The 23,873-nt window shown below is 48.3% G+C and carries 23 protein-coding genes and 1 riboswitch; of the genes, 4 read left to right on the top strand and 19 right to left on the bottom strand.

Annotated elements, in window-relative coordinates:
• Positions 1 to 44: 44 nt before the first annotated feature.
• Positions 45 to 800: a response regulator transcription factor gene (locus DYE26_RS29995; protein ID WP_036620180.1), complete on the bottom strand. Its 756-nt coding sequence runs from the start codon at positions 798 to 800 to the stop codon at positions 45 to 47.
• Positions 793 to 2,595, bottom strand: a complete 1,803-nt coding sequence (locus DYE26_RS29990; RefSeq protein ID WP_036620179.1) for a sensor histidine kinase — start codon at positions 2,593 to 2,595, stop codon at positions 793 to 795. Before DYE26_RS29990 ends, DYE26_RS29995 begins: the two co-directional genes overlap by 8 nt.
• 338 nt (positions 2,596 to 2,933) lie before the next feature.
• Between DYE26_RS29990 and DYE26_RS34740 the strand changes: the two genes are divergently transcribed.
• Both DYE26_RS34740 and DYE26_RS29980 read left to right on the top strand, forming a co-directional pair.
• Positions 2,934 to 3,308, top strand: coding sequence for a hypothetical protein (locus tag DYE26_RS34740; protein WP_082207688.1), 375 nt, complete (start codon positions 2,934 to 2,936; stop codon positions 3,306 to 3,308).
• 421 nt (positions 3,309 to 3,729) lie between these two features.
• Positions 3,730 to 4,995: an MFS transporter gene (locus tag DYE26_RS29980; protein WP_036620177.1), complete on the top strand. Its 1,266-nt coding sequence runs from the start codon at positions 3,730 to 3,732 to the stop codon at positions 4,993 to 4,995.
• Positions 4,996 to 5,232: 237 nt separating this feature from the next.
• Here the strand turns inward: DYE26_RS29980 and DYE26_RS33220 are convergent, their stop codons facing one another.
• From DYE26_RS33220 to kdpF, 17 genes are all read right to left on the bottom strand, one after another.
• Positions 5,233 to 5,616, bottom strand: coding sequence for a hypothetical protein (locus DYE26_RS33220; RefSeq protein WP_127463432.1), 384 nt, complete (start codon positions 5,614 to 5,616; stop codon positions 5,233 to 5,235).
• A gap of 8 nt (positions 5,617 to 5,624) precedes the next feature.
• Complete coding sequence (locus DYE26_RS29975) at positions 5,625 to 5,963, bottom strand: DUF3024 domain-containing protein (protein WP_082207687.1); 339 nt, start codon at positions 5,961 to 5,963, stop codon at positions 5,625 to 5,627.
• Positions 5,964 to 6,261: 298 nt separating this feature from the next.
• Positions 6,262 to 6,438: a nucleotidyltransferase family protein gene (locus tag DYE26_RS34620; RefSeq protein WP_255310070.1), complete on the bottom strand. Its 177-nt coding sequence runs from the start codon at positions 6,436 to 6,438 to the stop codon at positions 6,262 to 6,264.
• 73 nt (positions 6,439 to 6,511) lie between these two features.
• Positions 6,512 to 6,778 (bottom strand): nucleotidyltransferase family protein, encoded by a 267-nt coding sequence (locus DYE26_RS34615; RefSeq protein ID WP_051985291.1) that lies wholly within the window; start codon positions 6,776 to 6,778, stop codon positions 6,512 to 6,514.
• A gap of 359 nt (positions 6,779 to 7,137) precedes the next feature.
• Complete coding sequence (locus DYE26_RS33680) at positions 7,138 to 7,302, bottom strand: hypothetical protein (RefSeq protein ID WP_164815234.1); 165 nt, start codon at positions 7,300 to 7,302, stop codon at positions 7,138 to 7,140.
• A 95-nt stretch (positions 7,303 to 7,397) separates the two neighbouring features.
• Positions 7,398 to 7,643: a hypothetical protein gene (locus DYE26_RS29955; RefSeq protein WP_036620169.1), complete on the bottom strand. Its 246-nt coding sequence runs from the start codon at positions 7,641 to 7,643 to the stop codon at positions 7,398 to 7,400.
• Between the two features lie 277 nt (positions 7,644 to 7,920).
• Positions 7,921 to 8,544 carry a P-loop nucleotide/nucleoside kinase family protein gene (locus DYE26_RS29950; protein ID WP_036620167.1) on the bottom strand — a complete coding sequence of 208 codons (624 nt, stop codon included), beginning with the start codon at positions 8,542 to 8,544 and terminating at the stop codon, positions 7,921 to 7,923.
• Positions 8,545 to 8,549: 5 nt separating this feature from the next.
• Positions 8,550 to 9,416 (bottom strand): class II fructose-bisphosphate aldolase, encoded by an 867-nt coding sequence (locus DYE26_RS29945; protein WP_036620166.1) that lies wholly within the window; start codon positions 9,414 to 9,416, stop codon positions 8,550 to 8,552.
• Positions 9,417 to 9,436: 20 nt separating this feature from the next.
• Positions 9,437 to 9,835: a hypothetical protein gene (locus DYE26_RS29940; protein WP_036620164.1), complete on the bottom strand. Its 399-nt coding sequence runs from the start codon at positions 9,833 to 9,835 to the stop codon at positions 9,437 to 9,439.
• Positions 9,836 to 9,868: 33 nt separating this feature from the next.
• Positions 9,869 to 11,158 carry a PTS sugar transporter subunit IIC gene (locus DYE26_RS29935; RefSeq protein ID WP_036620162.1) on the bottom strand — a complete coding sequence of 430 codons (1,290 nt, stop codon included), beginning with the start codon at positions 11,156 to 11,158 and terminating at the stop codon, positions 9,869 to 9,871.
• 27 nt (positions 11,159 to 11,185) lie between these two features.
• Positions 11,186 to 11,494 carry a PTS sugar transporter subunit IIB gene (locus DYE26_RS29930; protein WP_036620156.1) on the bottom strand — a complete coding sequence of 103 codons (309 nt, stop codon included), beginning with the start codon at positions 11,492 to 11,494 and terminating at the stop codon, positions 11,186 to 11,188.
• Between the two features lie 22 nt (positions 11,495 to 11,516).
• Positions 11,517 to 13,631 carry a BglG family transcription antiterminator gene (locus DYE26_RS29925; RefSeq protein ID WP_036620155.1) on the bottom strand — a complete coding sequence of 705 codons (2,115 nt, stop codon included), beginning with the start codon at positions 13,629 to 13,631 and terminating at the stop codon, positions 11,517 to 11,519.
• 183 nt (positions 13,632 to 13,814) lie between these two features.
• Entirely contained in the window at positions 13,815 to 16,151 is a 2,337-nt protein-coding gene (locus DYE26_RS29920; protein WP_036620154.1) for a histidine kinase, read from the bottom strand.
• A gap of 66 nt (positions 16,152 to 16,217) precedes the next feature.
• Positions 16,218 to 16,832: a potassium-transporting ATPase subunit KdpC gene (gene kdpC / locus DYE26_RS29915; RefSeq protein ID WP_036620153.1), complete on the bottom strand. Its 615-nt coding sequence runs from the start codon at positions 16,830 to 16,832 to the stop codon at positions 16,218 to 16,220.
• A 47-nt stretch (positions 16,833 to 16,879) separates the two neighbouring features.
• On the bottom strand, positions 16,880 to 18,913 hold the full coding sequence (kdpB, locus tag DYE26_RS29910; protein WP_036620151.1) for a potassium-transporting ATPase subunit KdpB: 2,034 nt from the start codon (positions 18,911 to 18,913) through the stop codon (positions 16,880 to 16,882).
• 24 nt (positions 18,914 to 18,937) lie between these two features.
• Positions 18,938 to 20,617, bottom strand: a complete 1,680-nt coding sequence (gene kdpA / locus DYE26_RS29905) for a potassium-transporting ATPase subunit KdpA (protein WP_036620150.1) — start codon at positions 20,615 to 20,617, stop codon at positions 18,938 to 18,940.
• 76 nt (positions 20,618 to 20,693) lie between these two features.
• Complete coding sequence (gene kdpF, locus DYE26_RS35025) at positions 20,694 to 20,771, bottom strand: K(+)-transporting ATPase subunit F (RefSeq protein WP_082208019.1); 78 nt, start codon at positions 20,769 to 20,771, stop codon at positions 20,694 to 20,696.
• Between the two features lie 255 nt (positions 20,772 to 21,026).
• A riboswitch (cyclic di-AMP (ydaO/yuaA leader) is annotated at positions 21,027 to 21,192 on the bottom strand.
• A 363-nt stretch (positions 21,193 to 21,555) separates the two neighbouring features.
• On the opposite strand from kdpF, the gene DYE26_RS29895 reads away from it, so the two are divergent.
• Both DYE26_RS29895 and DYE26_RS29890 read left to right on the top strand, forming a co-directional pair.
• Complete coding sequence (locus DYE26_RS29895; RefSeq protein WP_036620149.1) at positions 21,556 to 23,109, top strand: ATP-binding protein; 1,554 nt, start codon at positions 21,556 to 21,558, stop codon at positions 23,107 to 23,109.
• Positions 23,096 to 23,797, top strand: a complete 702-nt coding sequence (locus DYE26_RS29890; RefSeq protein ID WP_036620148.1) for a response regulator — start codon at positions 23,096 to 23,098, stop codon at positions 23,795 to 23,797. The genes DYE26_RS29895 and DYE26_RS29890 overlap by 14 nt, the downstream gene beginning before the upstream one ends.
• Positions 23,798 to 23,873: the final 76 nt, after the last annotated feature.

The raw sequence follows: 23,873 nt of genomic DNA, 5'->3' as shown, positions 1-23,873 counted from the left end.
TACGGTTTAAATAAAATGCGAGTTCATAAAGCCGGGTTTTCGGCTCAATCTTTCATATTCCGGTAGTCTCCGGGGGTAACCCCGCTTTCTTGTTTAAACACTTTGTAGAAATGCGCCTGGCTCCTAAAGCCTATCGCCTTCGCGACCTGTTCCAGCGGAAGATTCGGCAGCTCGCGCAAGAGCTTTTTGCCTTTGTTGATCCGAAATCCGCGTAAATATTGCACAAAGGTTTGATGGGTCTCCCGCTTCAGCAGACTGCACACATAGCTCGGATGCAGGTTCAAATAGTCGGCCACATCTTCCAGCGAAATGTCTCTCATATAGTTGCCGTGAATAAAATCTTTGAATCTACGAATGTTATGATTGCTGTCTTGATCCTCAGGAGGCTCTTCCGCATCCGTTGCCGCTTGCCCCCGGCTTCGCTCCTCTACAATCTCCATCGACAACCGGTTCAGCAGGCCGGATAACTCCTGCGGGTCCACCGGCTTGAGCAAATAATCCGCAACCTGAAGACGTATCGCCTTCCTCGCATAATCAAACGTTTCGTAACCGGTCAAAATAATAAATTTGGAAGCGGCTTTCTTTTCCGAAACCGATTGGATTAAATCCAGTCCGCTCAGCTCCGGCATTTGAATATCCGTAATCAACAGATCCGGCTTGAATTCCTCGGCCATGCGCAGCGCCTCCACACTGTCGCTGACCCCGACGATATCCGTAAACGGCGTCTTCATCCTGCGGATGACATGCTGCAATCCTTTGACAATGATGGCTTCGTCGTCAACGATCATAAGCTTAAGCATGGCGGCGCCCTCCTTTGGCCAGATAAGACGTTATCACGGTTCCCTGTCCTTCGATGCTTTGGACATTCAATTTTGCCTCGCTGCCAAAAAAAGCCTTAAGCCGTTCATTCACATTGTGCAACCCAATCCCCCCGGAGGCTGAGATTTCCGCCAAGGGCAGCCGCCCTTCGAGCACCTCGCGGATCATGGTCAGCCGCTCAGCCGGAATGCCGGACCCGCTGTCGGATACCCTCAGCAGAACCCCCGACTCCTCGGCCAGCAGCTCCAGCCGCAACTCCGCCGGTCCGCGAACGTTCTTGAATCCGTGAAGAATGCTGTTCTCCACAAGCGGTTGAAGGATAAACCTCGGGCAAGGAAGCAGCAGCGTTTCCTCATGGATCATAAAATCGGCGATCAGCTTATCGCCCATCCGGACCCGGTGGATATCGAGGTAATGCCTGACGTTTTCGAGCTCTGCGCCCAGCGTGCTTTCATCTTTGGTTTTGGACAAGCTGTACCTGAGCAGCTTCCCCAGCTTCCAGCCGATGTCGGCGACTTCGTTGTCGTCGTTCATGGCCGCCAGCATGCACATCGTTTCCAGCGTGTTGTACAAGAAATGCGGGTTGATTTGCGCTTGCAGCATTTTGATCTCGGCTTCTTTCTTAAGCAGCTCCGTTTGCGTAACCACCTGCTTCAATTCGTCAACCCGGCGGATCATTGAGTTGTATGCCGAAATCAGATAGCCAATTTCATCGGCGCCGCCTTCGTCGACCGGGTAAATCGCGTTTTTCGGATCATCGACCCTTCTCATATGGCGCGAAAAACGCACAATCCGCAATGTGATCGACGAAGCGATCGTAAAATAGAGGACGGACAACAGCGTCAGCAGCAGCAGGCCAATACCGACGGCTAACCCGGCTTCTTTTCCGATATTCAGCGCATCCCGCGTTTTGTAAACCTCCACCAGCGTAAGGTTAAAGCGTTCGATTCGCGCCGCGCCGATCAGATAACGACGGTCCTTGGTGTAAAAGCTGGCCATGCCGGCCTGGGGAACCCGGGACAGAAGTTCGCTTTTGGCTTGTTCATCAAGCTCCACAGCCGGGTCCTCGTACAGTACACGGCCGCTGGCGTCCGCAACCATCCGCCATACCTCATCCTTGCTTTGCTGTGTATTAAAAAACTGCTTGATCAGCCCGTCGTTCAAGGTCAATTGCAGCAAGCCGACGGTGCGCGTGTAGCTGGTGTTATACATTTTGTGCAAGTAGCGAATGGACGGCAAAAGATCGCGGTCGCCGGACGCTCCGTACACCCACAGCCCCTTGTTCGGAGGCAGCCCATCCACGGCCTCCGCTTCCGCGTGCTGCTGATCCGAAAATCTGGCGATATCCTCCACTTCGGGAGCAAGGATAGGCACTTTGGGATCGGCTTTATACATCGTTATCTTATCGACTAGCTGATTGGATATATAAGCAAATGAAAAAGTAGGGCCGATTTCTTTTTTATAAATGTACGCCTGGTCCCAATCCCCGGCGCTGAAGCCTCCCAAATAGTCAATGAGACTGGTGTTGTTTTGAAACAGCGGGTACATCGCCTCAATTTTGGTAAGATCCACCTCCAGATTCCGGTAGGCCTGCTCCATCATTTGCGTTTTGCCGCTTTTAAAGTGATCCAACTGGTTCATGTACATTTGTCTGTAGAAGACGAACCCAAACACGGCAAAAGGAATACAAATGAGCAGGATATATCCGATAAACAGTTTGTGAACAAGACGCAGACTTCGAAGACGCGTTGCAATCGCTCGCAAAATAGAATTCATAGCTCACACCTTCAGGCTTCAAAATGGGATTCGGCTATTTATTATAGCACGTTGTTTTGGAAGCCATCGGCATTTTGTATTCGCTTTCAAAAGCTTAATTTAATTATAGGAGCGCCCTCTCGAATTCGATACTTATGATTTATAATGTTTGACTCCTCATTTTTAAGGGGAGGTTCCCTCCCCCTGCGATACGCATCTACCACGCGGCAATTAACGAAAGGCTAGATTTAGATTCACGTTGAGTTGGTAAAATTCAAACTACTCCCCTGCTCTATTTGTCTATACCATTCTTAAAAACTGCAATACACTATATCAACCTTAAAAAAGGAGTGATATAGTTGGCAAACAGTGATGTACGCCTTGCACTTTGGTCAGGTACCAATTTTTCTGGCCGCCGGATCCTTTTCAGACGTGGAGGGGTTGCGGTTCGTGATCTTGGAGCGTTTCGGTTTGACAATGCGCTTTCAAGCTTCCGGCTCAGAAATGTTGTGCAAAGCACCCAAGTAACACTTGTACTGTTTTCGGGAATTAACTTTCAGGGGTCATTCCGAGTGTTCCGTGGCAGTCAAAATGTGGCTAACTTGGGTAATTTCAATTTCAACAACGTCACATCTTCTCTAATTTTGGTAGGCCGCAATCTTACTAACACCGAAATATCGCAAATTCAAAGAACTGGAAGACCGCCTCGCGACATTCTTATTATTAGACAATAGGCTAAATAAAATGGTCTTTTGTAAATAAGGAAACGATAGTCTGCTAAACCAGCGGCAGCCTAGGACTTATTTATCGTCCAAGGCTGCCGGATTTATTTAATGCAACAAAGGACCTGGGTTGCTTTTTCTACGCCCCAAGCCTTTCTTCAAACCGACTATGTTATTTTCTCCGAATTACATATCGATAAGTAACAAGCGTCTTCGGGGCGCTTATTACGGTGAAACGGACGTTAAATGAGTCTTTATCAAGTTTCTAAGTTCAACTTTCGAAATAATAGTTGACCAAGTCAACTATATATTTTATATTATGGATAGGTCGGCGATTTGTGGAAAGATTGGTACTTCATATGGAAGTTCATGAAAAGTTCGAAAAGCGCAGGAACCGACTTTGTATAAAAACGCTGCCGTGAAGGAGTTTGCTATGAAGCCGAAACTACAAATCCACTATGCGTGGGTCATCGTCTCGATCACATTTTTAACATTATTGGCCGTACAGGGGGTCCGCCTGTCCTTTGGCGCTTTTATTGAACCTTGGGAACAAGATTTTGCAATGGATCGGGGAACCGTTTCGCTTATATCTACTCTAAGCTTTATTATTTATGGAGTATCCCAACCCATCGCGGGGAAGCTGATCGATCGCTGGGGCGCCCGGATGATTTTGTCCGTCAGCACTTTCCTTGTTGGAATCTGCATCTTCCTCACCGCTTTTATCCAATATTCATGGCAGCTGTTTATTCTGTACGGCTTGATCTCCGTTGGTGTAGGGGGAGCGTCCAATGTGGCGGCAACGGTTGTCGTGACGAATTGGTTCAATGAAAAACGGGGATTTGCTTTCGGGTTGATGGAAGCAGGCTTCGGGGCCGGTCAGATGCTGCTTGTCCCTGGTTCGCTGATGCTGATTCATTGGTTGGATTGGAAGTCGGCCGTCATTATTCTGGGGGCTTTCTTAGTCGTTGTTGTCTTCCCTACCGTAGGTTTGTTCTTGCGGAACCGTCCCCAAGAGAAAGGGATGACCCCGCTTGGCAGATCGGGGAAAGAAGAAGGCGCAGCCGATGAAAACAAGCCTTCCGCCACGTTTTCTATATGGACGGCTTTCCGGATGAGGAAGTTTTGGCTGCTGATTTTGCCGTTTGCTATCTGCGGTTTTACTACAACAGGCTTGATGGACACCCATCTGATTCCGATCGCTCATGATCACGGATTTTCAACGACCGTTACAAGCGCTGCCGTCAGTATACTTGCAGGCTTTAACATCATCGGTATTTTGATATCCGGCGTAGTCGCCGATCACTGGAGCAGCCGCAAAATGCTGTTCATCTTATATGCCGTGCGGGCAATATCGATTGGTATACTCTTGTTTAGCCATAACACGGTGCTGCTGCTCATCTTTGCCGTCTTGTTCGGATTGGTCGATTTTGCGACCGTCGCACCGACGCAACTCTTGGCCACGAAGTATTTTAAAAATTATTCCGTCGGCCTTATTCTTGGCTGGTTATTCCTGAGCCACCAAATCGGCTCTGCCCTGGGAGCTTATTTGCCCGGATTGTTTTATAGCGAAACGGGAAATTACAGTCCGTCGTTCTATCTTTCGCTCGTTCTTTTGGCCGGAGCGGCCGTCTTCACCTTAATGCTTCCTGAATCCGAGAGACCGCATCGCTCGCCGGTTGCTAGCAGCGCTGATATATGAAAAAACTTGCCCTGAAAAAAAGAGCGGGAGCTCAGTTCACGCATGTTGTGCATTCCTAAACAACGGCATCTTCCTTAATTACTAAAGAATATTTTTCTTCGCACTTATAACTCAACTTTCGCAGCAAAAAATCGGCAGACAAGCCTTGATGTAGCTGGGGAAAGCAGCAATCCATTGCCGGAGTTGACGCTGAATCAAAGGCGGACAGTGTCTTCCCGGCTTTTTTGGGCTGCTTCGTTAAGGAAGCGTCAACGATGTAGAGGCGCCACGATCCGGCGGGGTCAGCGTATCTACCTTTTGCACCGTAGCCGTTTCGATCCGTGTCCCAAATCGACGCCAGGTGAGGGAGTTGTCTAAAGAGGTTGTGTCGTGGTGTCCCTGCCTGCTGCCTGCCTTTGCACGATTATCCCCTTCGTTAAGGAGCAGAGAGCAGGGGTGGGGGCTAGAGCAAGGATTCAAAAAAAGAGGGAAGAAAAAAACAAAAAAGATGAGGAAAAAATAAGGCGGTTCGGGTGTGATTTTTAGCTTGATTAGAGAACGTGTGTTTGGCTTATTGCTTGAAAACCTAGCACCAAAAACAATGATGGCAACAATAAATAACCAAAATAAAGTTTCGGACACAGTTGTAGTCACATCCAAAAATATCCATATTCGTTTCTATCAAGCATTTTTAATTGCTTTTCAAAGTCTTCAATCGGTTTTATATCTTCCACGAAATGCCACTTATCTTTACTGTCCTTCCAATAGATCTTCCACTTGTTTTCTTCATATCTAAATTGAGCAATCGGTAATTCAATGCGTTGTCCGGGCCTAAACGAGGGTCTATCTTGTGAAAGAGTAACCGTGTTCCCTCTAAATTTATAAATGATCTTAAATTCACCCTTGAGGTGTTGGGGGATTTTTTCCTCAATATATCGATCGAGAATTTTTTCCAGCCTCTTCTTTGTAAAAGCATCAAATCCAGCCATATCGATCCGCTCCATTGTTTTAGATTGTTTTAGATTTTTTTGGTTTTGCATTGCTTGATTAGGTTTTAGTCAGCAAACTTTTTTATGAAATTTTTTTGATCCTTTGTAAAAGTATTCTCTATAATGATTTGAATCTTCTTTTTTACTTTCTCTTCGGAAAATAGGTGCAAATTCGGATTAAAATCTTGATTAAGCAAATAAATATCATGATAATCAGTTGCCTTAATTTCCCTGACATTGTTCCCCAGCACACCTAAACGCCTCTTTTCGCTATAGAATCTGCCTAATCGTTGAGTATCTACCAAGGTATAACTTTTAATTCAGGCCATTTTCTTTTCCATTTATCACATTTGTTTTTATAAATATACTGTGTAATTAGTTTTTTATTAGCTCTTACTTTTAATTGAAAAAGATCCTCAAGACCGTAAGGTGAATAAACTTTCCAACCTGCATTCTCATCAAGTCTAACTCCTATAGAAGTGCTGGTTGTTGGCCATGAATCAATAGCGTCCTCTAATGTTAAATACGGTTTAAGGTCAATTCCAAATTTATCTTTCTTGACCTAATTTTATGACTCCATCTTCTTTTTGATAGGTTAGGTCAATATCGAAATATACAATATCAATATCTTTAATCGCATATTCTAAAGGGTTCCCTATCAAATAGTTCCATACTGTCTGTGCAATACAGCCGGCACCTATGTAATACTCCCTTAAATTTAATTTATGATTCAGTTCAAATACCTCGACTAAAATCGGAGATAATTTGATGATTTCTATTAACCTCTTTTCGAGAGTGGATAAATCCATAGTCATTTATATTGCTCCTAAGTTTTATCAGTATTGTTTACATTCTATTCTGACAGTTAACTTACTGGCTCCTTCCGCCACTCATTATCGAATTCAGTCAATCATCAGCTAAAAAATCATCTGCCAAAAAGCCTGCTCAACATGCCTTGTCTGCCTTCTTCCTCCCTTACTTCTTCAATCGTTATGTACTTCTTGCCATATGTGTTTTGAATACTGTGGATCCCCATCTCCAATGACTTCAAAAGAACTTTTGATTCGGCCGAACCTTTATTTCTATACAATGCGTCAACAATACACTTCAACATTCTTTGGATCACCTTTGTAGGCTAATTTTCCATGTCCTCGCAAAACTTTATTGGGCGAGACTATGATTTTGTAATCGGTAATGTCCCACAATTCCCTGTACCACGAAGATCGTACACTTGAACACTAATATTTGACGGTGCATCAATTCTCTTAAAATACATAAAACCCCAAGCGACATTAGAAATAATAAAGATTGCCGATAATAAAAAGATTATTTTTTTCATTTTTCACTCCTTAAATCCGGCACTCATTATTTGCACGAATTTCAACATAAAGTTCCCGCGTCTACGACGCGACCCGGCCTTAGACAGTGCTAATCTTAGGTCGGGTCGTGTGTTGATTGAATATTCTTCTTTGTCTTACTTGTATGTGCCACATAAAGTTCTCGATTTGGCTCTTTCTTATGGATTAATTTATATTCTTGTAAGGCCTTTTTACCTTCATCATAGGTATTAATTACCGATACACGATCAACAATTCTTTTTCCATCGGTCGAATGAACTTCTATGGCTTCCAATAAAACCCACTGGTCCGGAAACTTGTTTCTAACTGTCGCCCAATTCATAAAAACACCTCATTTCATGAGCTTTTAATGAAAGTATATCATAGTTCCTATACTTTATTTCTTTGTGAATTTTCGTATAAACGTATTAAGTAGAATCTCGAACAATAAGTTCAAAATTGAGATTTTGCGACACAAAAATATTTCTCAATCGTTTTCCAATCTATCAAACGTCTCAAAATCATGATTCCGCTGTTAGCTCGTTGCGATAAAAAGCAGCGGGCTTTTTTCGCCAACCAGCCAGCCAATTACAAAAAGGACACGTACCTTTGTACGTGCCTTAATTAAAGCTTCTCTCGGACTCTTCCCACCGTTTTATATCTTCCAGCAACTTCGAATAATTCACTTTCGTATAATCCGTTACGTCTACTTCATATAACTTCCCCAGTTCAAACGTGTCATATCCTCTTGTCGTACATCTTTTTATAAATTCTTCATAAGTCAGTAAATGATCCGCTTTGCTTCTATCGGCCAGATGCTGCCCCTTTTTGTATGAAGTTACAATATGGCTTAAATGCCTGGCCGGGTCCAAGTCCCGCTTTTTTTGGCGTTCATACAAAACATCCAGATCGGCAGTCAATCGAATGGTCAGCACCCTGTAACCGTATCCTTCCGCCAATTTCTGAATATGGGGTTTCTGCTTCCGGCTAAAAGGATAATCAGAGATGATATTGCTTCCTGCTTGCATTTGCTGTTCCATGATTTCATAGTAGTTTGCCCAGGCTGTCCGTTCTACTTCCCGCTTTTCTTCTAAATTATGAAAGCCAAGCAAATCGGAGTAATATTCCTTCAGACCATCCTGGGAAAGCAGATAAAATGAACCAAAGAAATTTTGCAAGATATGGCTGAGATAGGTTTTTCCCGTTCCCGGCAGTCCCGCCAATAAGATCAGAACCCTATCCATACCGATCACCTCATTGTATTGAGATGACCCTCTTTATTCATAAAGATACCTATTTTATGTTTTACAATTTCTTTCACCGCCTGATTGCACGGGATAATATTGTGACGCAATGACTTATTGACTTTCGTGTCTCTAAAAGTTTCCTTTGCCGTTTGCGTCCATGTTACCAACAACTCGGTACCTACATTAAATTTACGGATTCCATTATCGATTAATTCGTGAATATCCTTTTCGTCAACCCCCGTACCCCCATGAATAACCAGAGGCACATCGACTGCCGCATGGATCTCTTTTAACAGCGGTATATTTACTTCGGTTTTGGATTTATATTGACCGTGATTAGTACCGATGGCAATGGCCAAGGCATCCACCCCTGTTGCTTTAACAAACTCTGCGGCATCTTTGGGATCCGTATAAATCTGCTTATCTTCATCTACATGGATTCCTTCTTCAGTACCGCCAATCGTCCCTAATTCACCCTCTACCGACACACCATATCGGTGCGCATAATCCACTACCGCCCTGGTTTTCATAATATTCTCTTTAAAGGGCAAATGAGAACCATCGTACATCACCGATGTATACCCTTTGTCAATGGCCTCTTTAATATCATTGAAATCTCTTGCGTGGTCCAAGTGCAGCACCACATCCACCATTTCTGTTGTGGCCATGGACTTGCATACGGCAACGAAATTTTCATGACCGACATATTTCGCGGTATCTATGCTGGTTTGAATAATAATAGGGGCCCCTTGCTCTTTGGCCGCACGGATCATATCGGGCAACATCTCTAAATTATGGGCGTTAAATGCGCCAACCGTGTAATTTAATGCTTCCGCTCTGCGTGTCGCTTCTTTTAATGTGATATACATAAATCGTTTTCCTCCCCATCTTATCGCAAACCGCGCGCAACATCTTTGGAAAGCTGCATCATTTGATCCATCTTCTTTAAATAGATCTGCAACGATGCCTCATCATTTGCTTTTGCCGCTTCCGCACGTTTCTTGTTATATAGCTTCAATAAAATCTTATAACCGTCTCCAACCGATTTTTTCGCTTGCAAACTTTTTTCCAACGCCTCCATCGCCTGATCCTCTTCACCAAGCTCATGAAAGGCTAAGCCGATCTCTTCATAAACTTTTGCTTGTTGCTCTCCGGTGATTCGATTGACTTCTTCCTTCTTCAAGGAGATAGTGCGCAATAATTCTTCCTTACGTTCCGCGGTTAATACCGCTTCTGCCGCCACTGCTTTTTTCGGTTCTTTATCCTTCTTTTTGCCAAATCCAAACATCACGCAAACCTCCCGCTGTCTCTTGCTCGAATCCTAAAATGCTTTTAGAATCGGACCAATGATCCAGGCATATAGTAAAGCAGCCGCTACGGTATCCACATCTGTCGCCGTTGCATTGACAAAGCCCATATTATTGAAAATGGTAACCAACAGCGCCGGCAGCAGCGTAATGAAGAAACCATGGACAATACCGCCAATAATCGCCCCGCGGCGTCCGCCGCTTAAGTTGCCGAAGATCCCGGCGGTACCGCCCGCGAAGAAGTTCGTTAGTATACCCGGCAAGATCATAGCCCAGCCAAAGACCGGCAATACGAACATGGCAATAATTGAACCTATCGTAGTTGTAATGAACCCTACAATAACTGCATTAGGGCTGTACGGAAACAATACCGGGCAATCCAGCGCAGGCACCGCATTGGGAACCAGGCGCATGGCGATCCCTCTAAATGCCGGAACAATTTCACCCAGCAATAAGCGAACCCCGGCTAATAAGACGTACACCCCTACTACGAACTGAATGGACTGTAAGAACGCAAACATGAGATAGTTGGTACTTCCCGATAAGGTAGAACCAAATTCTTGACCCGCAAACGCTGCCGTAATGATATAAAGAGGAACCATCACTACCATCAATGACAGATACGTGTCTTGCAAAAACTCGAATTGCGCAGGTAATTTCAAATCTTCAACCGATTTTTTGTTATCGCCTTTTTCACCGAATAGTTTCGCTACACCGGCTTCCAGCACATAACCAATCGTACAAAAATGCCCCAGAGCAATTTCATCCATCCCGGTAATCTTGCGAACAAACGGTTGTGCGATCGCCGGCATAGCTACGGCAAAGACGCCCCCAATGAAGCCGCCGACCAATATCAATGCGGCGCCGCGCAAACCTGCAAAGTAACCAAACACCGTTGTCATCGTCGACATCCAAAGAATCGCCTGACCGGTTAAAAAGATATATTTCCATTTCGTAAACCGGGCAATTAAAATGTTAAATACAAAGATCGCCAAAAAGGTTAATGCGATATCCCGACCTAGGCCTAATTCATTCATCGCTTGACCGTTAATCGCTTCAATCGAAGGAATTATCCCTTGCATGTGGAAGCCTTTGGTAAAAATCTTGCCAAAATAGGTTAAGCTTACGACGATAATGCTGGAACCCGCCGACAGTACCATAAACCCTAACAACGTCTTTAACGAACCTGAAATCACTTGTCCTACCGACTTCTTTTGCAAAATCAACCCTAACATGGCAATCAACGCCACGGTGATGGATGCTTGTGTCAAAATATTCTGGATAATAAAGTTGACTACTCCCATATTCCCCCTCCTTCTTTTTGGAATGGATTAAGCTAAAGCACCCTTTTCCTGTAATACCGGGGTGATTTTTTCTTCAATTTCCTGTTTGGATACAATATTTTTCAAATAAATAATTGTCGTCTGTTTGGGATCAATGGAGAATTTCTCAAATTGAGTTTGGAAGTTTTGCGCGGTCATGATAATATCCGGTTTCATCGATACGGCGGACGAGATATCGCTATGATCCAGCTTGGCGTCAACCCCCAACTTTCTTAAAACGTCCTCAGCCGCCATTTGACAAGCAAAACTGCTTCCCAAGCCTGCTCCACAGACAAACAAAATATTTACTTTTTGCATTCCGCTCTCCCCTTTTTTCAAATCATTTTGGCTGCTGTATATCCTGAATTGGGGTATCCCCATGCAGCGCCTGATTAAATGTCTTCACATCTTTTGCGGCAAATAACTTGTCTAATTTTTCTGTATCGTCAATCAACTCAACCAAACTTTTCATCACTTTTATATGCGAATGAGAATTCACTGCGGCTAAGCAAAAAACGATTTTCACAGGGTCATTATCCGGATGGCCGAAATTCACCGGTTCCTTTAACGTCATGACGCTGATGCCTAATTTATTCACCCCGTCTTCCGGCCGCGCGTGGGCTAACGCTAAGTGCTTCCCTACCACGATATAGGGCCCGAATTCTTCAATAGACTTGATCATGGCGGTTATATATCGTTCTTCAATGATCTCCTCTTTTACTAGAGGCAATGCAACCTTCGTGATCACCTCCTTCCAGTCTTGGCCTTCTTGATTTAATAAGATGTTGGAATCCTTCAAAACATCCTGCAGCATTGGTTGTATCTCCCTTGTATTAATTTTCAAATAATGTTGTTTAAAAGTTTCTTCTACTTTCTGATAGCTTTCAGGAGTTATCGTGCCGCCGCTGTCTACAATCAACTCCAGAACATCCTGCATCAGCTTCGTAGCATCCAGTTTATTGGAAATTGTTCTTCTTTTATCCTTATATTCAAATAAAAACGCTTTCACTTCTTTCTTGTCACTTTCCCTTAAAATCGGGTTCAGCAGCAAAACCGGTTTTTTGGGGTACTCAATCGGAATCGAAGTAAAGATCAAATCTACATCCAACTTGTCAATAAAAGCTAATTCATACGAACTCAAAACCGCGACAATCTCGATATTGAATTGCTTTTTTAAATTTGCGGCCAACAACTTTCCGGTTGAAATTCCATGATTGCAAATGACGACCGCCTGATAAACATATTGTTCTTCCTGGTTCATCCGGCTTGCCGAAGTGGAAAAGTATACCGTCAAAAAGCCGATCTCGTCTTCCGATAATGTTTTCTTGGTATAATCCTCTATACGCTTGCTAAAGCAAGCTACTGCATTATAAATGACCGCATAAGACTCTTTAATCGTGTCTTTTAATGGATTAACGACCTGTAAATCATTTTTCGCCCGGCTTAACAACCCTGTGATGTGCTTATACAACCCTTCATACAAATCTTCTTCTTCCTGAGAAAAGGGAATGCCCGTTACTTTCTCCACATGCTCTATTAATTGGATCGTTAACAATTGTGCTGCAACCCAATCCAATGAACTATTCATATCTTTGGGATTAAACGATTCGATCGTGAATGTAATATATTTAATTTCATTTAACGATGGATTTAAGGAAAAATCCGTACAAATCGCATCTACGAAATTTCTTACCGGACCTGCTTCGATCTCCGCTCTTGCTTTTGTTAATTCACTAACGGTACTTCCTTCCCGCACACGTCTTACCCATATCCCTAAAAATAAAATGATCTGGTTACGGTACAGATGATTAATCTCCACTCTGGACTTTTTCAACACTTCATCATAATGCTCCCCAAGAATCCGCAATACCCTTTTGTCCAAATAATCCAATACGAATTTATTTACGGTATCTGTTTCTTTATACCGCATCAGTTGGTCAATATCCGTCATACGATTAATCACATCGTACAGCATAGATCGTACGGACCGCTCATCCCCTTGCAATACTATACCTTGCTTCGGCAAACTCACTACTGAAATGGCATATCGTTTTAAATATTGACGAAGTTTGCGCATATCCTCATCCAACGTGCTTTTGGATACCTGCAGCTTCTCTTCCATTTCGTATAACAGTGTAGTTTTTGCGGTATCCGCAATATCCAAAAGCAAGGCAAGGAAACGTTCATCCGGCCGGTAATAATCTTTTTCCCTGTTGCCGCCGACTTGCGCCAATAACTTTTCGGATTCTTGATCAGGCAGGATCAATTTCATCCCTTTGCCTCTGGCAGTAGTAACCATTGGATATTGATGTTCAGCCAAAAATTCATTAATCAGCGCCAGTTCGTTTCGTAAAGTACGTTCACTAATGCGGAATTCTTTGCTCAAGTCCTCAAAAGTCAAAGGTGTATTTACTCTTAAAAATCTCGCAAATATTCGTTGTGTACGTTCCTTCATGAAATGTAACCCCTTTCGTATTTTGATTATAGTTTTTTGCATTAAAAAAGTTTAGTACATCTTTTTGCAACTTCAATCCGCAAAAATGTAAGCGCTGCAAATTCTATGCGCTATAAGGGCACAGGCGACTCCGTCCGCCTTTTGTTTGGCAGCCGTAATCGCCTGCTGTTTGTCAGCTACACGTTATTGAAGCCCTTCCTCGGAAACCGCCCGCTCAAAATCAGCCACGATCAACATATCGATCCAGCGGGCCCGGCGAAGCATGAAATGGACAACCGTTTCCTTAACCAGCGAATACCATAGGGGCCTGCGGGATTGCCCGATGATCAGTTGGGTGGCCCGCACTTCACCCATTCGTTGCAGCAACGCTTCACCGATATTTCTATGCCTCCCGAGCGCGGACACCTCCATCCTTCCGCCAAGCCGTTCGCATAAATGGCGCAACTTCTCCAACCTCCGGTCATCGGCATCGGATATGGCCGCGCCGCGATGTACATAATGGACGTACCATTCCGCCTTGAGCCGATGGGCGATGCGGAAGCCGCGGCGAATTAATCGTTCAGCTCTTGGACCAGTGTCTACACAGACGAAGATGACCTCCTGCCTATGCCCCGGTCCGCGCTGCGTGGTGTTGCGATCCCATGATTCTAAGCGTTCGTCTACATCGTCGGCGATTTCCCGGAGCGCCAGTTCACGCAAGGCAATCAAATTGCCGATTTTAAAAAACGCCCCCAGCGCCAGACCCACTTTTTCGAAAGCATAGATTTTCCCGTCCCGCATGCGTTGTTGCAGCATTTGCGGCGTCACATCGATCAGTTCGACCTCATCCGCCATTTTCAGTATCGCATCCGGCACCGTCTCCCGCACGCGGACGCCGGTTAACTGCTCCACCGCGTCGTTCAGGCTTTCCAGATGCTGCACGTTAAGCGTAGAAATAACGGAAATACCGCTTTCCAATATACGGATGACATCCTCGTATCTTTTCTTGGTCCGGCTGCCCGGCACGTTCGTATGCGCGAGTTCATCGACCAGCACGACTTCGGGATGGCGGGCGATCACGGCTTCCGTGTCCATCTCCTCCAATTGCGCCGACCGATAGGCGATTTTCGCCCTTGGCACAAGCGGCAATTCACCTATCTGTTCCGCCGTTTCTTTTCGGCCGTGCGTCTCCAATAAGCCGATGACAACGTCGATTCCTTTGCATTGCAAACTGTTGCCTTCTTGCAGCATTTTATAGGTCTTGCCCGCACCTGGAGCGGCACCGATATATATTTTAAACGTTCCGCGGCGGATCGTTTCAATTTTCCTCTCTATCTCTTTGGAGCTAAGTCTGCGGAACGGCTCTGCCCCGCCGCTTGATTTCGCTTTGATCGGCAGTATCCGCTCTCCCTCATGCTTAGCGCGATCCGCCATTAAAAACACGTCCACATTCCGCATCTTTCTCAGCACCCTGCCTGCGATGGAACCTTGCCAGCGCTCCTGCCGGCGGCTTTTCTGGGAATGCCCCATCACAATTCGCGTGACGTTATTTTGAATGGCATAGCGTACGAGCATGGACGGAAGCTTGCGCAGATGCGGCAGGGGAAGTTCTTTGCATCCGGCGTTTATCTTCTCCGCCAGCTTCCGGATCGAACGCTTGAACATTTGCTGATCCTTCGATAATTTCCGTCCGGACAAGACAAACGTAACTACAAGCAAGTCGCCATTCAAGCGTTTGGCGATTTGCTGCCCTCTGCGCACATAAAGCGATCCGTTCCAGTGGTATTGCGCCGAAACAAGGATCCGCTCCGCCGCCCCCGACGGACCGACCAACCCGAGCTCCTGGCGATGCTTCTCAAGCGAATCGTTAACCCCTTCCGCCATCAGCCGCAGCGAAATTTCCCGCAAGATGCCGAGATTGCCGCGCCGGGCCAGCGCCGGAAGCGTTTGATCGCCAAGCACCCCCTCGTCAATCCGCTTCAACATCGTCTCCGGCGAAACATCGATAAGCCGCACTTCATCAGCCAGTTCCAGCGTATCCGCAGGCACCGTTTCTTCCGCCCGAATTCCCGTCCGCTTATAAACAATCTCGTCCACTCCATCCAGCTCATATACGTTAATCGTCGTAATAATGCTGATCCCGCGCTCCATCAAGTAGCGAATGTCTTCCAGGCGCGTCTTAAACTTCGCTTCCTTGCGATTGCGATGAGCGAGGCCGTCAACCAGCAGCACTTCCGGATTGCGGGCCAGGATCGCTTCAAGCGGCAAGTCCTTGAACTCCTTGCCATCCTTCCGCCAGTGGATGCTCGGCACACGCTCCAGCTCCATCGTCTGTTGCACGGTTTCTGATCGCTGCATGGTCGATATCGCGCAAATAACCACATCGAGCCCCTGCTGCTTTAACAGCTTGCCTTCGTTCAGCATATGATACGTTTTGCCCGAACCGCTAACCGGACCGATTATGATTTTGAGCCGTCCCTTCCGCAGCTGCGAAATCGATCGTAAAATTTCTTCCGGCGATTTTCGCCTAAACCCGCTCACTCATTGGCCACCTCCCGAGCTGGGATCAACGACCGCTCCACCATCAATTAATCCTCTGTCGTATCGTTATTTCTTCAGCATCTCTTTCAAAGCCAAGTTTAGTTTGAGCACGTTGACCCGTCTATCGCCGAATACCCCAAGATCGCGATTCTCCGTATATTGGCCCACCAGCGTTTCCAGCTCAGCCGTAGAAATCCCGGTTAGCTTGCTGATCCGCGGCACCTGTACCAGCGCCGATTGCGGTGTAATGTGCGGATCAAGTCCCGAACCCGAGTTGGTGACAAGGGCAATCGGCAATTGATCGATCGGTACATCCGGGTTGTCCCGGCGCCATTGCTCGATTGACGCTTGCGTCCGCGCAAGCATATCCGGATTGGAAGGCGCGTAGTTGTTTGAACCGGACGCCTCCGCCTTGTAATCGATGCTCGATACACGTCCCTGGAAATAACTTGGGTCGGTGAACGGCTGCCCGATCAATTCGGAGCCGACCACGTTGCCGTCCTTATCTTTTAATAAACTGCCGTTCGCCTGATCAGGGAACAGCAGTTGCGCGAGGCCTGTGCTGACAAGCGGATATACGATACCGCAAAGGATGATGAACAACAGACTGGCGCGCAGGGCAATCCAGAAAACCGCTCCCCCGGAGCGCTCGTCCCGCCCCTCTTGCGCAATATTATTCATAGCCGGTTCCTTCTTTCTTCATTAAAGATATTATTCAAAAAGCCATCTTAAATCCACAAATGAACGAGCAAATCAATCAACTTGATGCCGATGAACGGGGCAATAACACCGCCGCAGCCGTATACGAGCAAGTTGCGGCTAAGCAGGCGCGAGGCGCTCATCGGCCGGTAGGCGACGCCCTTCATCGCCAGCGGAACCAGCAGCGGGATGATAACGGCGTTAAAGATTAAAGCCGATAACACCGCCGAAAGCGGCGAGCCAAGCTTCATGATGTTCAAGGCGGCCATTTCCGGAATGGCCAGCATGAACATGGCCGGAATAATCGCAAAATATTTGGCGATGTCGTTGGCGATGCTGAACGTGGTTAAAGCGCCGCGCGTCATGAGCAGCTGCTTGCCGATCGCCACCACCTCGATAATCTTCGACGGGTCGGAATCGAGATCGACCATATTGGCCGCTTCCTTAGCCGCGGTTGTGCCGCTGTTCATCGCCAGCCCGACATCCGCTTGCGCCAATGCCGGCGCATCGTTCGTGCCGTCGCCGGTCATTGCGACCAGCTTGCCTTCGGCCTGCTCGCGGCGGATCACGGCGATTTTATCCTCCGGCTTGCTCTCGGCGATAAAATCGTCGACGCCCGCCTCCCGGGCGATGGTCGCTGCCGTCAGCGGATTGTCGCCGGTGCACATGATCGTCTTGATGCCCATCGCGCGCAGCTGATCGAACCGTTCCCGCATGCCGGGCTTCACCGTGTCCTTCAAATAAATGACGCCGAACACCTGTTTGTCGACCGCCACGGCTAGTGGGGTCCCGCCCTCCGAGGCGATGCGATGGGCCTGTCTCTCCAACTCCTCCGGAATCAATCCGCCTTGGGAAGCCACCCATTTGCGAATGGCGTCAACCGCCCCTTTGCGCACTTGGCGTCCGTCCTTCAGATCGACGCCGCTCATCCGCGTTTCCGCCTTGAATTCAACAAAGCCGCCCCCCTCGCCAAGCGAGGCGTCATAGGACTTCCCGTTTTTCTTCATCCATTCCAGCACCGAGCGGCCTTCCGGGGTTTCGTCCTGCACGGAAGATACCGCCGCCCAGGCAGCCGCCTCATCGATGCCCGCGCCTCCAACCGGTATGATTTCGCTGGCCATCCGGTTCCCGAAGGTAATCGTTCCGGTTTTGTCGAGAATCATCGTGTTGATATCGCCCGCAGCCTCAACCGCTTTGCCGGACAACGCCAGCACATTGAACTGCGTCACCCGGTCCATGCCGGCAATGCCGATGGCCGACAGCAGGCCCCCGATCGTCGTCGGGATCAAACAAACAAGCAAGGCGATCAGTACCGGAATCTCCAAATGAATACCCGCATAAGAAGCGATCGGCCCAAGCGTTACGACGACGATCAGAAAAATAAGCGTCAGGCTGATCAACAGCGTATTTAGGGCGATTTCATTCGGCGTCTTCTGCCGTTTCGCGCCTTCGACAAGCGCAATCATCCGGTCGATGAACGTCTCGCCGGGATCGCTGGTAATTCTCACCTTAATCCGGTCGCTAATGACGCGCGTTCCGCCGGTGACGGAATTGAAATCGCCGCCCGCTTCCTTGATCACCGGCGCCGATTCGCCGGTAATCGCCGACTCGTCGACGGAGGCGAGCCCTTCGATCACTTCGCCGTCGCCGGGAATCATCTCCCCTTGGAAAACGACGACGATATCCCCCTTGCGCAGCTCCGTCGAAGGCACCGTTTTAACGCCATTGCCAACCACTTTGTTCGCGGTAATCTCTTTCTTCGTCCGCTTCAACGTATCGGCTTGCGCCTTGCCCCTGCCCTCCGCCAAGGCTTCGGCGAAATTGGCGAACAGTACCGTAAACAACAAGATCACGAACACGGTGAGATTAAAGCCGATGCGGTCCTTCGCGTCGAAGTAACCGGGAAACACCGTCATCAGCAGTACGATGACCGTGCCGGCCTCGACGACAAACATCACCGGATTTTTCATCATAACGGCCGGATTCAGCTTGATGACGCTGGCCTTCAAAGCTTGTGCGACAAGCGGACCGGAGAACATGCTTTTTTTACGTTTATCGTTCATGGCAGCTTCACCTCATATTCTTACTTAACGAATCGTCAAATGCTCAGCGACTGGCCCTAGGGCAATCACCGGCAGAAAAGTCAGCGCCCCGATCAAAATGACGGTGCCGATCAGCAGGAAGCTGAACAGCGCATTGTCCGTACGGAACGTGCCGATCGTCTCCGGCACCCATTGCTTGCGCGTCAACGATCCGGCGACGGCGAGCATCGCAATCATCGATATATACCGCCCGAAAAACATCACCAGGCCGGTCGTTATGTTCCAAAACGGCGTATTGTCCGCCAGCCCCTCGAAGCCGGAGCCGTTGTTGGCGGCCGCCGATGTATATTCGTACAGCACCTGCGTGATGCCGTGGAAGCCGGGATTCGAAATCGCTCCCTTGCCGAGATCGGTCAGGAAGGCGATCGCCGCCGGCGCCAGGATTATGAACGGGTGCGCCAGAATCGCAATCGCGATCAGCTTCATCTCGCGCGGCTCGATCTTGCGGCCAAGGAACTCCGGCGTACGGCCGACCATCAGTCCGCAGATGAATACGGCGAGTATCGCGTACATCAGCATATTGACCAGCCCGACGCCTTTTCCGCCGAATACGACGTTCAGCATCATCTCCGCCAGCGGCACCAGCCCCCCAAGCGGGGTCAGCGTATCGTGCATATTGTTGACCGTGCCGGTCGTCGCCGCCGTCGTCACGGTAGTGAACAGCGCGGATTGCGCGATGCCGAAGCGCACCTCTTTCCCTTCCATGCTGCCCTGCGAAGCGTCGATGCCAAGCGCGTTCAGCGCCGGATTGCCGCTCTTCTCGGCGGTGTAAGCAACGGTAAGGAACAAAAGGAACAAGACCATCATCGCCGAAAAAATGACCCAACCCTGCTTGCGGCTCTTCGCAAATCTGCCGTACATGAAGGGCAGCGCCGCGGCCAATGACCACATCGACAGGATCTCGATCACATTGGTCAGCGGGCTCGGATTCTCAAACGGATGCGCCGAGTTGGCGCCGAAAAAGCCGCCGCCGTTGGTGCCCAAATGCTTGATCGACTCCAGCGAAGCGACAGGTCCGATCGCAATCTGCTGACTCGCGCCTTCAAGCGTCGTTACCGTCAGCGTAGGATCCAGCGTCTGCGGCACCTGCAGCGCGACCAGCACGAGCGTGACGATCAACGCCAGCGGAAAGAAAATCCGCGTATGCGCCTTGACGAAATCCTCAAAGAAGTTGCCCAAGCTTTTTCCCTTGCTCGTAACGCCCCGGACAAACGCGACCGCGACCGAAAGACCCGTAGCCGCCGACGTAAACATCATCATCATGATCACAGCCATTTGCGAGAAGTACGAAAGCCCCGTCTCGCCGCTGTAATGCTGCAGATTTGTGTTCGTAATAAAGCTGATCACCGTGTTCATCACCAGCGTCGGCTCCATATTGCCGATACCGTTCGGGTTCAACGGCAAGCCGCTCTGCACCCGCAGCAGCAAGTAACTTACCGCGGCGAGCACGAAGTTGGTTGCGATGAAGCTGATCGCGTACCGCTTCCAGCTCATGCCTGCGCGATGCTTCAGCCCGATGACCGCATAAATGGGTTTCTCGGCCCAACAGAATATTTTATCCGTGCGATTGGGCTCGTTAGAGAAAACGTGGTACAAATAATTACCGAGCGGTTTGGCGATCAGCATCAAAATACCGATCACAATTACGATTTGCAGTATATCCATGACCGTTCCTCCCACTATTAGAGGTTGTTCAAAAAGCCATCTTTCCTTTTTGAACTCGCACTATAAACAAAACTCGTTAAAACTTTTCCGGATGAAGCAACGCATAGATTAGATAGACCAGCAATCCACACGTAAAAATCAACACGATGGTCATTCGCGTTCGCCTCCCGTATCCTCCACCGTTTTACCGCACCAAACGACAAATCCAACTATAAGCGCTAAGGCAACGGTCAACGTTAGCACCATCCAAATATCCAGCATCACGACACTCCTCCAACAGTTAATCGGTCGCTTTTCTCCATAAACTGCTCCCCCGGATCAAGGAAGAAGACAGCAAAAAAGAAGCCTTGGAAAAGAGGAACCTTTTCCGCGGCTTCTTGCAGTCGTCCCGACCGGTCCGCGACAAAATGTTGCCTCTCCACACGCTTACGAGGTTAGCTGACGGATTCGGGCGTGAGAGTCGCCCTACGCCCGGCATTTGAAAGTGCCGAGCGATTCACCCCATGAAGCCGGGTTGCGGCTTCCGTTGGTTCCCCCGTTCCTTGTGTCTTTCAAGGATTCAGCGTTATAAGACCGATGATTCCGCTCCAACCGTTCCGATCGGTCTGCTCTCACACAAGCTTCGGCACGTTGGTTTCGTCGATCGGCATATCCATTTAGAATCGAATGGCCATTCAATTCATGGATCGTATCTTACTCCTTAGCTAAATGGTTGTAAAACGACGCAGCCGGCATATCCGTAAAAAAAAGAAACTTTAAGATGAAGTTAGCGCTCTCAAAATATTAGAGCTTCATTTTCCTCGCAAATACTCGTGATTATATGGCATTTCGTGGATTTTTACGGAATTTTTACGCCTATAAACGGTTTATTTTATTCCTTTTTTACATTACCCTGAACTATAGTAGTAACGGGAGCATAGACGGACAGGAGTGGTTTAATGGATAAGTTGAAATCGATGTGGATGCTATGGAAGCCTTATGCAAGCATCACTTTGCTCATCGCCTTCATGACCGGCGCCATGCACCCGTTCGGACTAGCGTTTGATTCGGTCAATATAGCACTTCTCTATCTGCTGCCCGTGCTTTGGAGTTCCGTCGTCTGGGGCCTGCGCCCTGCTCTTTATGCAGCAATGATGGGGGTCCTGGCCTTTGATTTCTTTTTCGTTTCTCCAATTCTGAGTTTTACGATCGCGGACTTGCGCTATCTGATCTCGTTCGGCGTTTTTTTGGCGGTAGCCGCGTTAACGGCCAGCCTGGCGGTAAAGCTGAAACGGCAGTTGCTATACGCCAAGCAGAGGGAGGAGCATACCGCCGCGCTCTACGTGCTCAGCCGGCAAATGAGCGATATCGCGGACATTCACTCCCTGCTCAGTAATGTTTCCCGGCAAGTTTCGCAAACCATCGGTACGGAAATTGCGATTTTTTTGCCGGATCAACGGAATAATTTAGTGCTAGCCCACTGCTCTTCGGTTCATAGCGATTGGGGACAGGGCGAAACGGAAAAAGTGATGGCGAAGCTGGCGTTTGATCATGGCGAAGCGGTCGGCAATGGAACCCGTACCTTAAGAGACTCTCCAGCCCATTACCTGCCGCTGAGAACCGAGGACCGCGTGCATGGGGTATTGGCGCTCAATCTGCAGGATCGGAAAAGCGGGCTCACCGCCGAGCAACAGCGGATGCTGGACGCCCTGGGCGGTTTGGCGGCCACCGCCATCGCCCGCATGAAGCTGGCGGAAGAAGCCAAAATCGCTCATTTGACGGCCGAATCGGAACGGCTTCGCACCGCGATTCTAGATTCTGTTTCTCATGAGTTGCGTACTCCGTTAGCGGCCATTATCGGCTCGGCGACCAGCCTTATTGAAGGCAATTCTCTTTTTTCTTCGGAGGATCGCATGGAATTGCTGCTTACCATTCGGGACGGTGCCCTCCGTATGAATAGATTGGTCAAAAACCTGCTCAGCATGGTGCAATTGGAAAGCGGCATGCTGCGTCTTAGAAAAAATTGGTGCGATGTGGAAGATCTGATCGGCGTCACCTTGGCTCAGGTCAAAGATTTTCAGCAGCATCGAAAGCTGCGGGTAAACCTGCCGGCGTCCGTTCCTATGGTAATGGGGGATGAAGTTTTGCTCGAGCAAGTGCTGGTTAATGTAGTCAGCAACGCGATCAAATACAGTCCGGATTACAGCGAGATTTTCATAACGGTAAGGCCCGAGGACGACAAGCTTGTTATCCTTGTTTCCGATACGGGAATCGGACTTGCCGGTGACGATTACGGCCGGATCTTCGAAAAGTTTTACCGTTCGGCCGCCGCCAAGCAAGTGACGGGCACGGGATTGGGACTTGCCATTTGCAAGGGAATCGTGGAGCTGCACAATGGAACCATTACGGCCAAGCCGAATCAGCCGCAAGGCACCGTCATTACAATTACACTTCCCCTTAGCAAGCCGCGCGAAGGGCATTTTGAAGAAATGGAGGAGGATGACCATAAGTAAGCTTGGAGCTCGTATCCTAATTGTCGATGACGAACCCCAAATTCGCAAGCTGCTGACGGTGACTTTACTGGCTCATCAGTATTCAACTTATGAAGCGTCCACGGGGGAGGAAGGAGTGCTGCAAGCCTCATTGATTCATTCGGACCTGATCGTGCTGGATCTCGGATTGCCGGACATCTCCGGTATGGAGGTGTTGCATCGCATACGAGACTGGTCAAACGTGCCAATCATTGTACTAACGGCTAAAGACAGAGAAGAAGACAAAATCGCGGCCTTGGACAGCGGTGCCGACGATTATGTTACCAAACCGTTCAGCATGGGAGAACTGGTGGCCAGAATTCGCGTGGCGCTGCGCCATGCCGCCAAATCGGCAAACGAACCCGTGCTTCGGATTGGTGGACTAACCATCGATTTGGCACAACGGATTGTGGAAATGAATGGAGAGCGGGTAAAATTGACCCCAACAGAATATGACCTGCTGAAAGTCCTCGCCTCGAATGCCGGGAGGATCGTAACGCAGCGGCAGCTGCTTCAAGAAGTATGGGGCAGCCATCATGATGAGTCCGAAAGTCACTACCTGAGAATCTATATCGGACATTTGCGCAAGAAACTAGAAGAAGATTCGACCCAGCCCAAGTTAATCGTTACGGAGCCGGGAATCGGATATCGCCTGCTTTCCGGGGAATAATTCACCCGTATCTGCCCCTGAAAAAAACAGGAAACGCCCCGCAAGCTACTGGCCTGCAGGGCGTTTCTTCCACTGG

This window comes from Paenibacillus macerans (genome assembly GCF_900454495.1).
GTDB classification, from domain to species: domain Bacteria; phylum Bacillota; class Bacilli; order Paenibacillales; family Paenibacillaceae; genus Fontibacillus; species Fontibacillus macerans.
The sequence above is the reverse complement of the archived record's forward strand: the minus strand, read 5'-3'. Positions and strand labels throughout refer to the sequence as shown.

Bases quoted from the DNA above. Each gene is read 5' to 3' on its own strand.
- DYE26_RS29990 (WP_036620179.1), bottom strand. From the start codon at position 2,595: ATGAATTCTATTTTGCGAGCGATTGCAACGCGTCTTCGAAGTCTGCGT.
- DYE26_RS29925 (WP_036620155.1), bottom strand. From the start codon at position 13,631: ATGAAGGAACGTACACAACGAATATTTGCGAGATTTTTAAGAGTAAAT.
- DYE26_RS29895 (WP_036620149.1), top strand. From the start codon at position 21,556: ATGGATAAGTTGAAATCGATGTGGATGCTATGGAAGCCTTATGCAAGC.
- DYE26_RS29980 (WP_036620177.1), top strand. From the start codon at position 3,730: ATGAAGCCGAAACTACAAATCCACTATGCGTGGGTCATCGTCTCGATC.
- kdpF (WP_082208019.1), bottom strand. From the start codon at position 20,771: ATGACCATCGTGTTGATTTTTACGTGTGGATTGCTGGTCTATCTAATC.
- kdpC (WP_036620153.1), bottom strand. From the start codon at position 16,832: ATGAATAATATTGCGCAAGAGGGGCGGGACGAGCGCTCCGGGGGAGCG.
- kdpA (WP_036620150.1), bottom strand. From the start codon at position 20,617: ATGGATATACTGCAAATCGTAATTGTGATCGGTATTTTGATGCTGATC.
- DYE26_RS29975 (WP_082207687.1), bottom strand. From the start codon at position 5,963: ATGGCTGGATTTGATGCTTTTACAAAGAAGAGGCTGGAAAAAATTCTC.
- DYE26_RS34615 (WP_051985291.1), bottom strand. From the start codon at position 6,778: ATGACTATGGATTTATCCACTCTCGAAAAGAGGTTAATAGAAATCATC.
- DYE26_RS29945 (WP_036620166.1), bottom strand. From the start codon at position 9,416: ATGTATATCACATTAAAAGAAGCGACACGCAGAGCGGAAGCATTAAAT.
- DYE26_RS29940 (WP_036620164.1), bottom strand. From the start codon at position 9,835: ATGTTTGGATTTGGCAAAAAGAAGGATAAAGAACCGAAAAAAGCAGTG.
- DYE26_RS33680 (WP_164815234.1), bottom strand. From the start codon at position 7,302: ATGAAAAAAATAATCTTTTTATTATCGGCAATCTTTATTATTTCTAAT.
- DYE26_RS29890 (WP_036620148.1), top strand. From the start codon at position 23,096: ATGACCATAAGTAAGCTTGGAGCTCGTATCCTAATTGTCGATGACGAA.
- DYE26_RS29930 (WP_036620156.1), bottom strand. From the start codon at position 11,494: ATGCAAAAAGTAAATATTTTGTTTGTCTGTGGAGCAGGCTTGGGAAGC.
- DYE26_RS29935 (WP_036620162.1), bottom strand. From the start codon at position 11,158: ATGGGAGTAGTCAACTTTATTATCCAGAATATTTTGACACAAGCATCC.
- DYE26_RS29955 (WP_036620169.1), bottom strand. From the start codon at position 7,643: ATGAATTGGGCGACAGTTAGAAACAAGTTTCCGGACCAGTGGGTTTTA.
- kdpB (WP_036620151.1), bottom strand. From the start codon at position 18,913: ATGAACGATAAACGTAAAAAAAGCATGTTCTCCGGTCCGCTTGTCGCA.
- DYE26_RS29995 (WP_036620180.1), bottom strand. From the start codon at position 800: ATGCTTAAGCTTATGATCGTTGACGACGAAGCCATCATTGTCAAAGGA.
- DYE26_RS29950 (WP_036620167.1), bottom strand. From the start codon at position 8,544: ATGGATAGGGTTCTGATCTTATTGGCGGGACTGCCGGGAACGGGAAAA.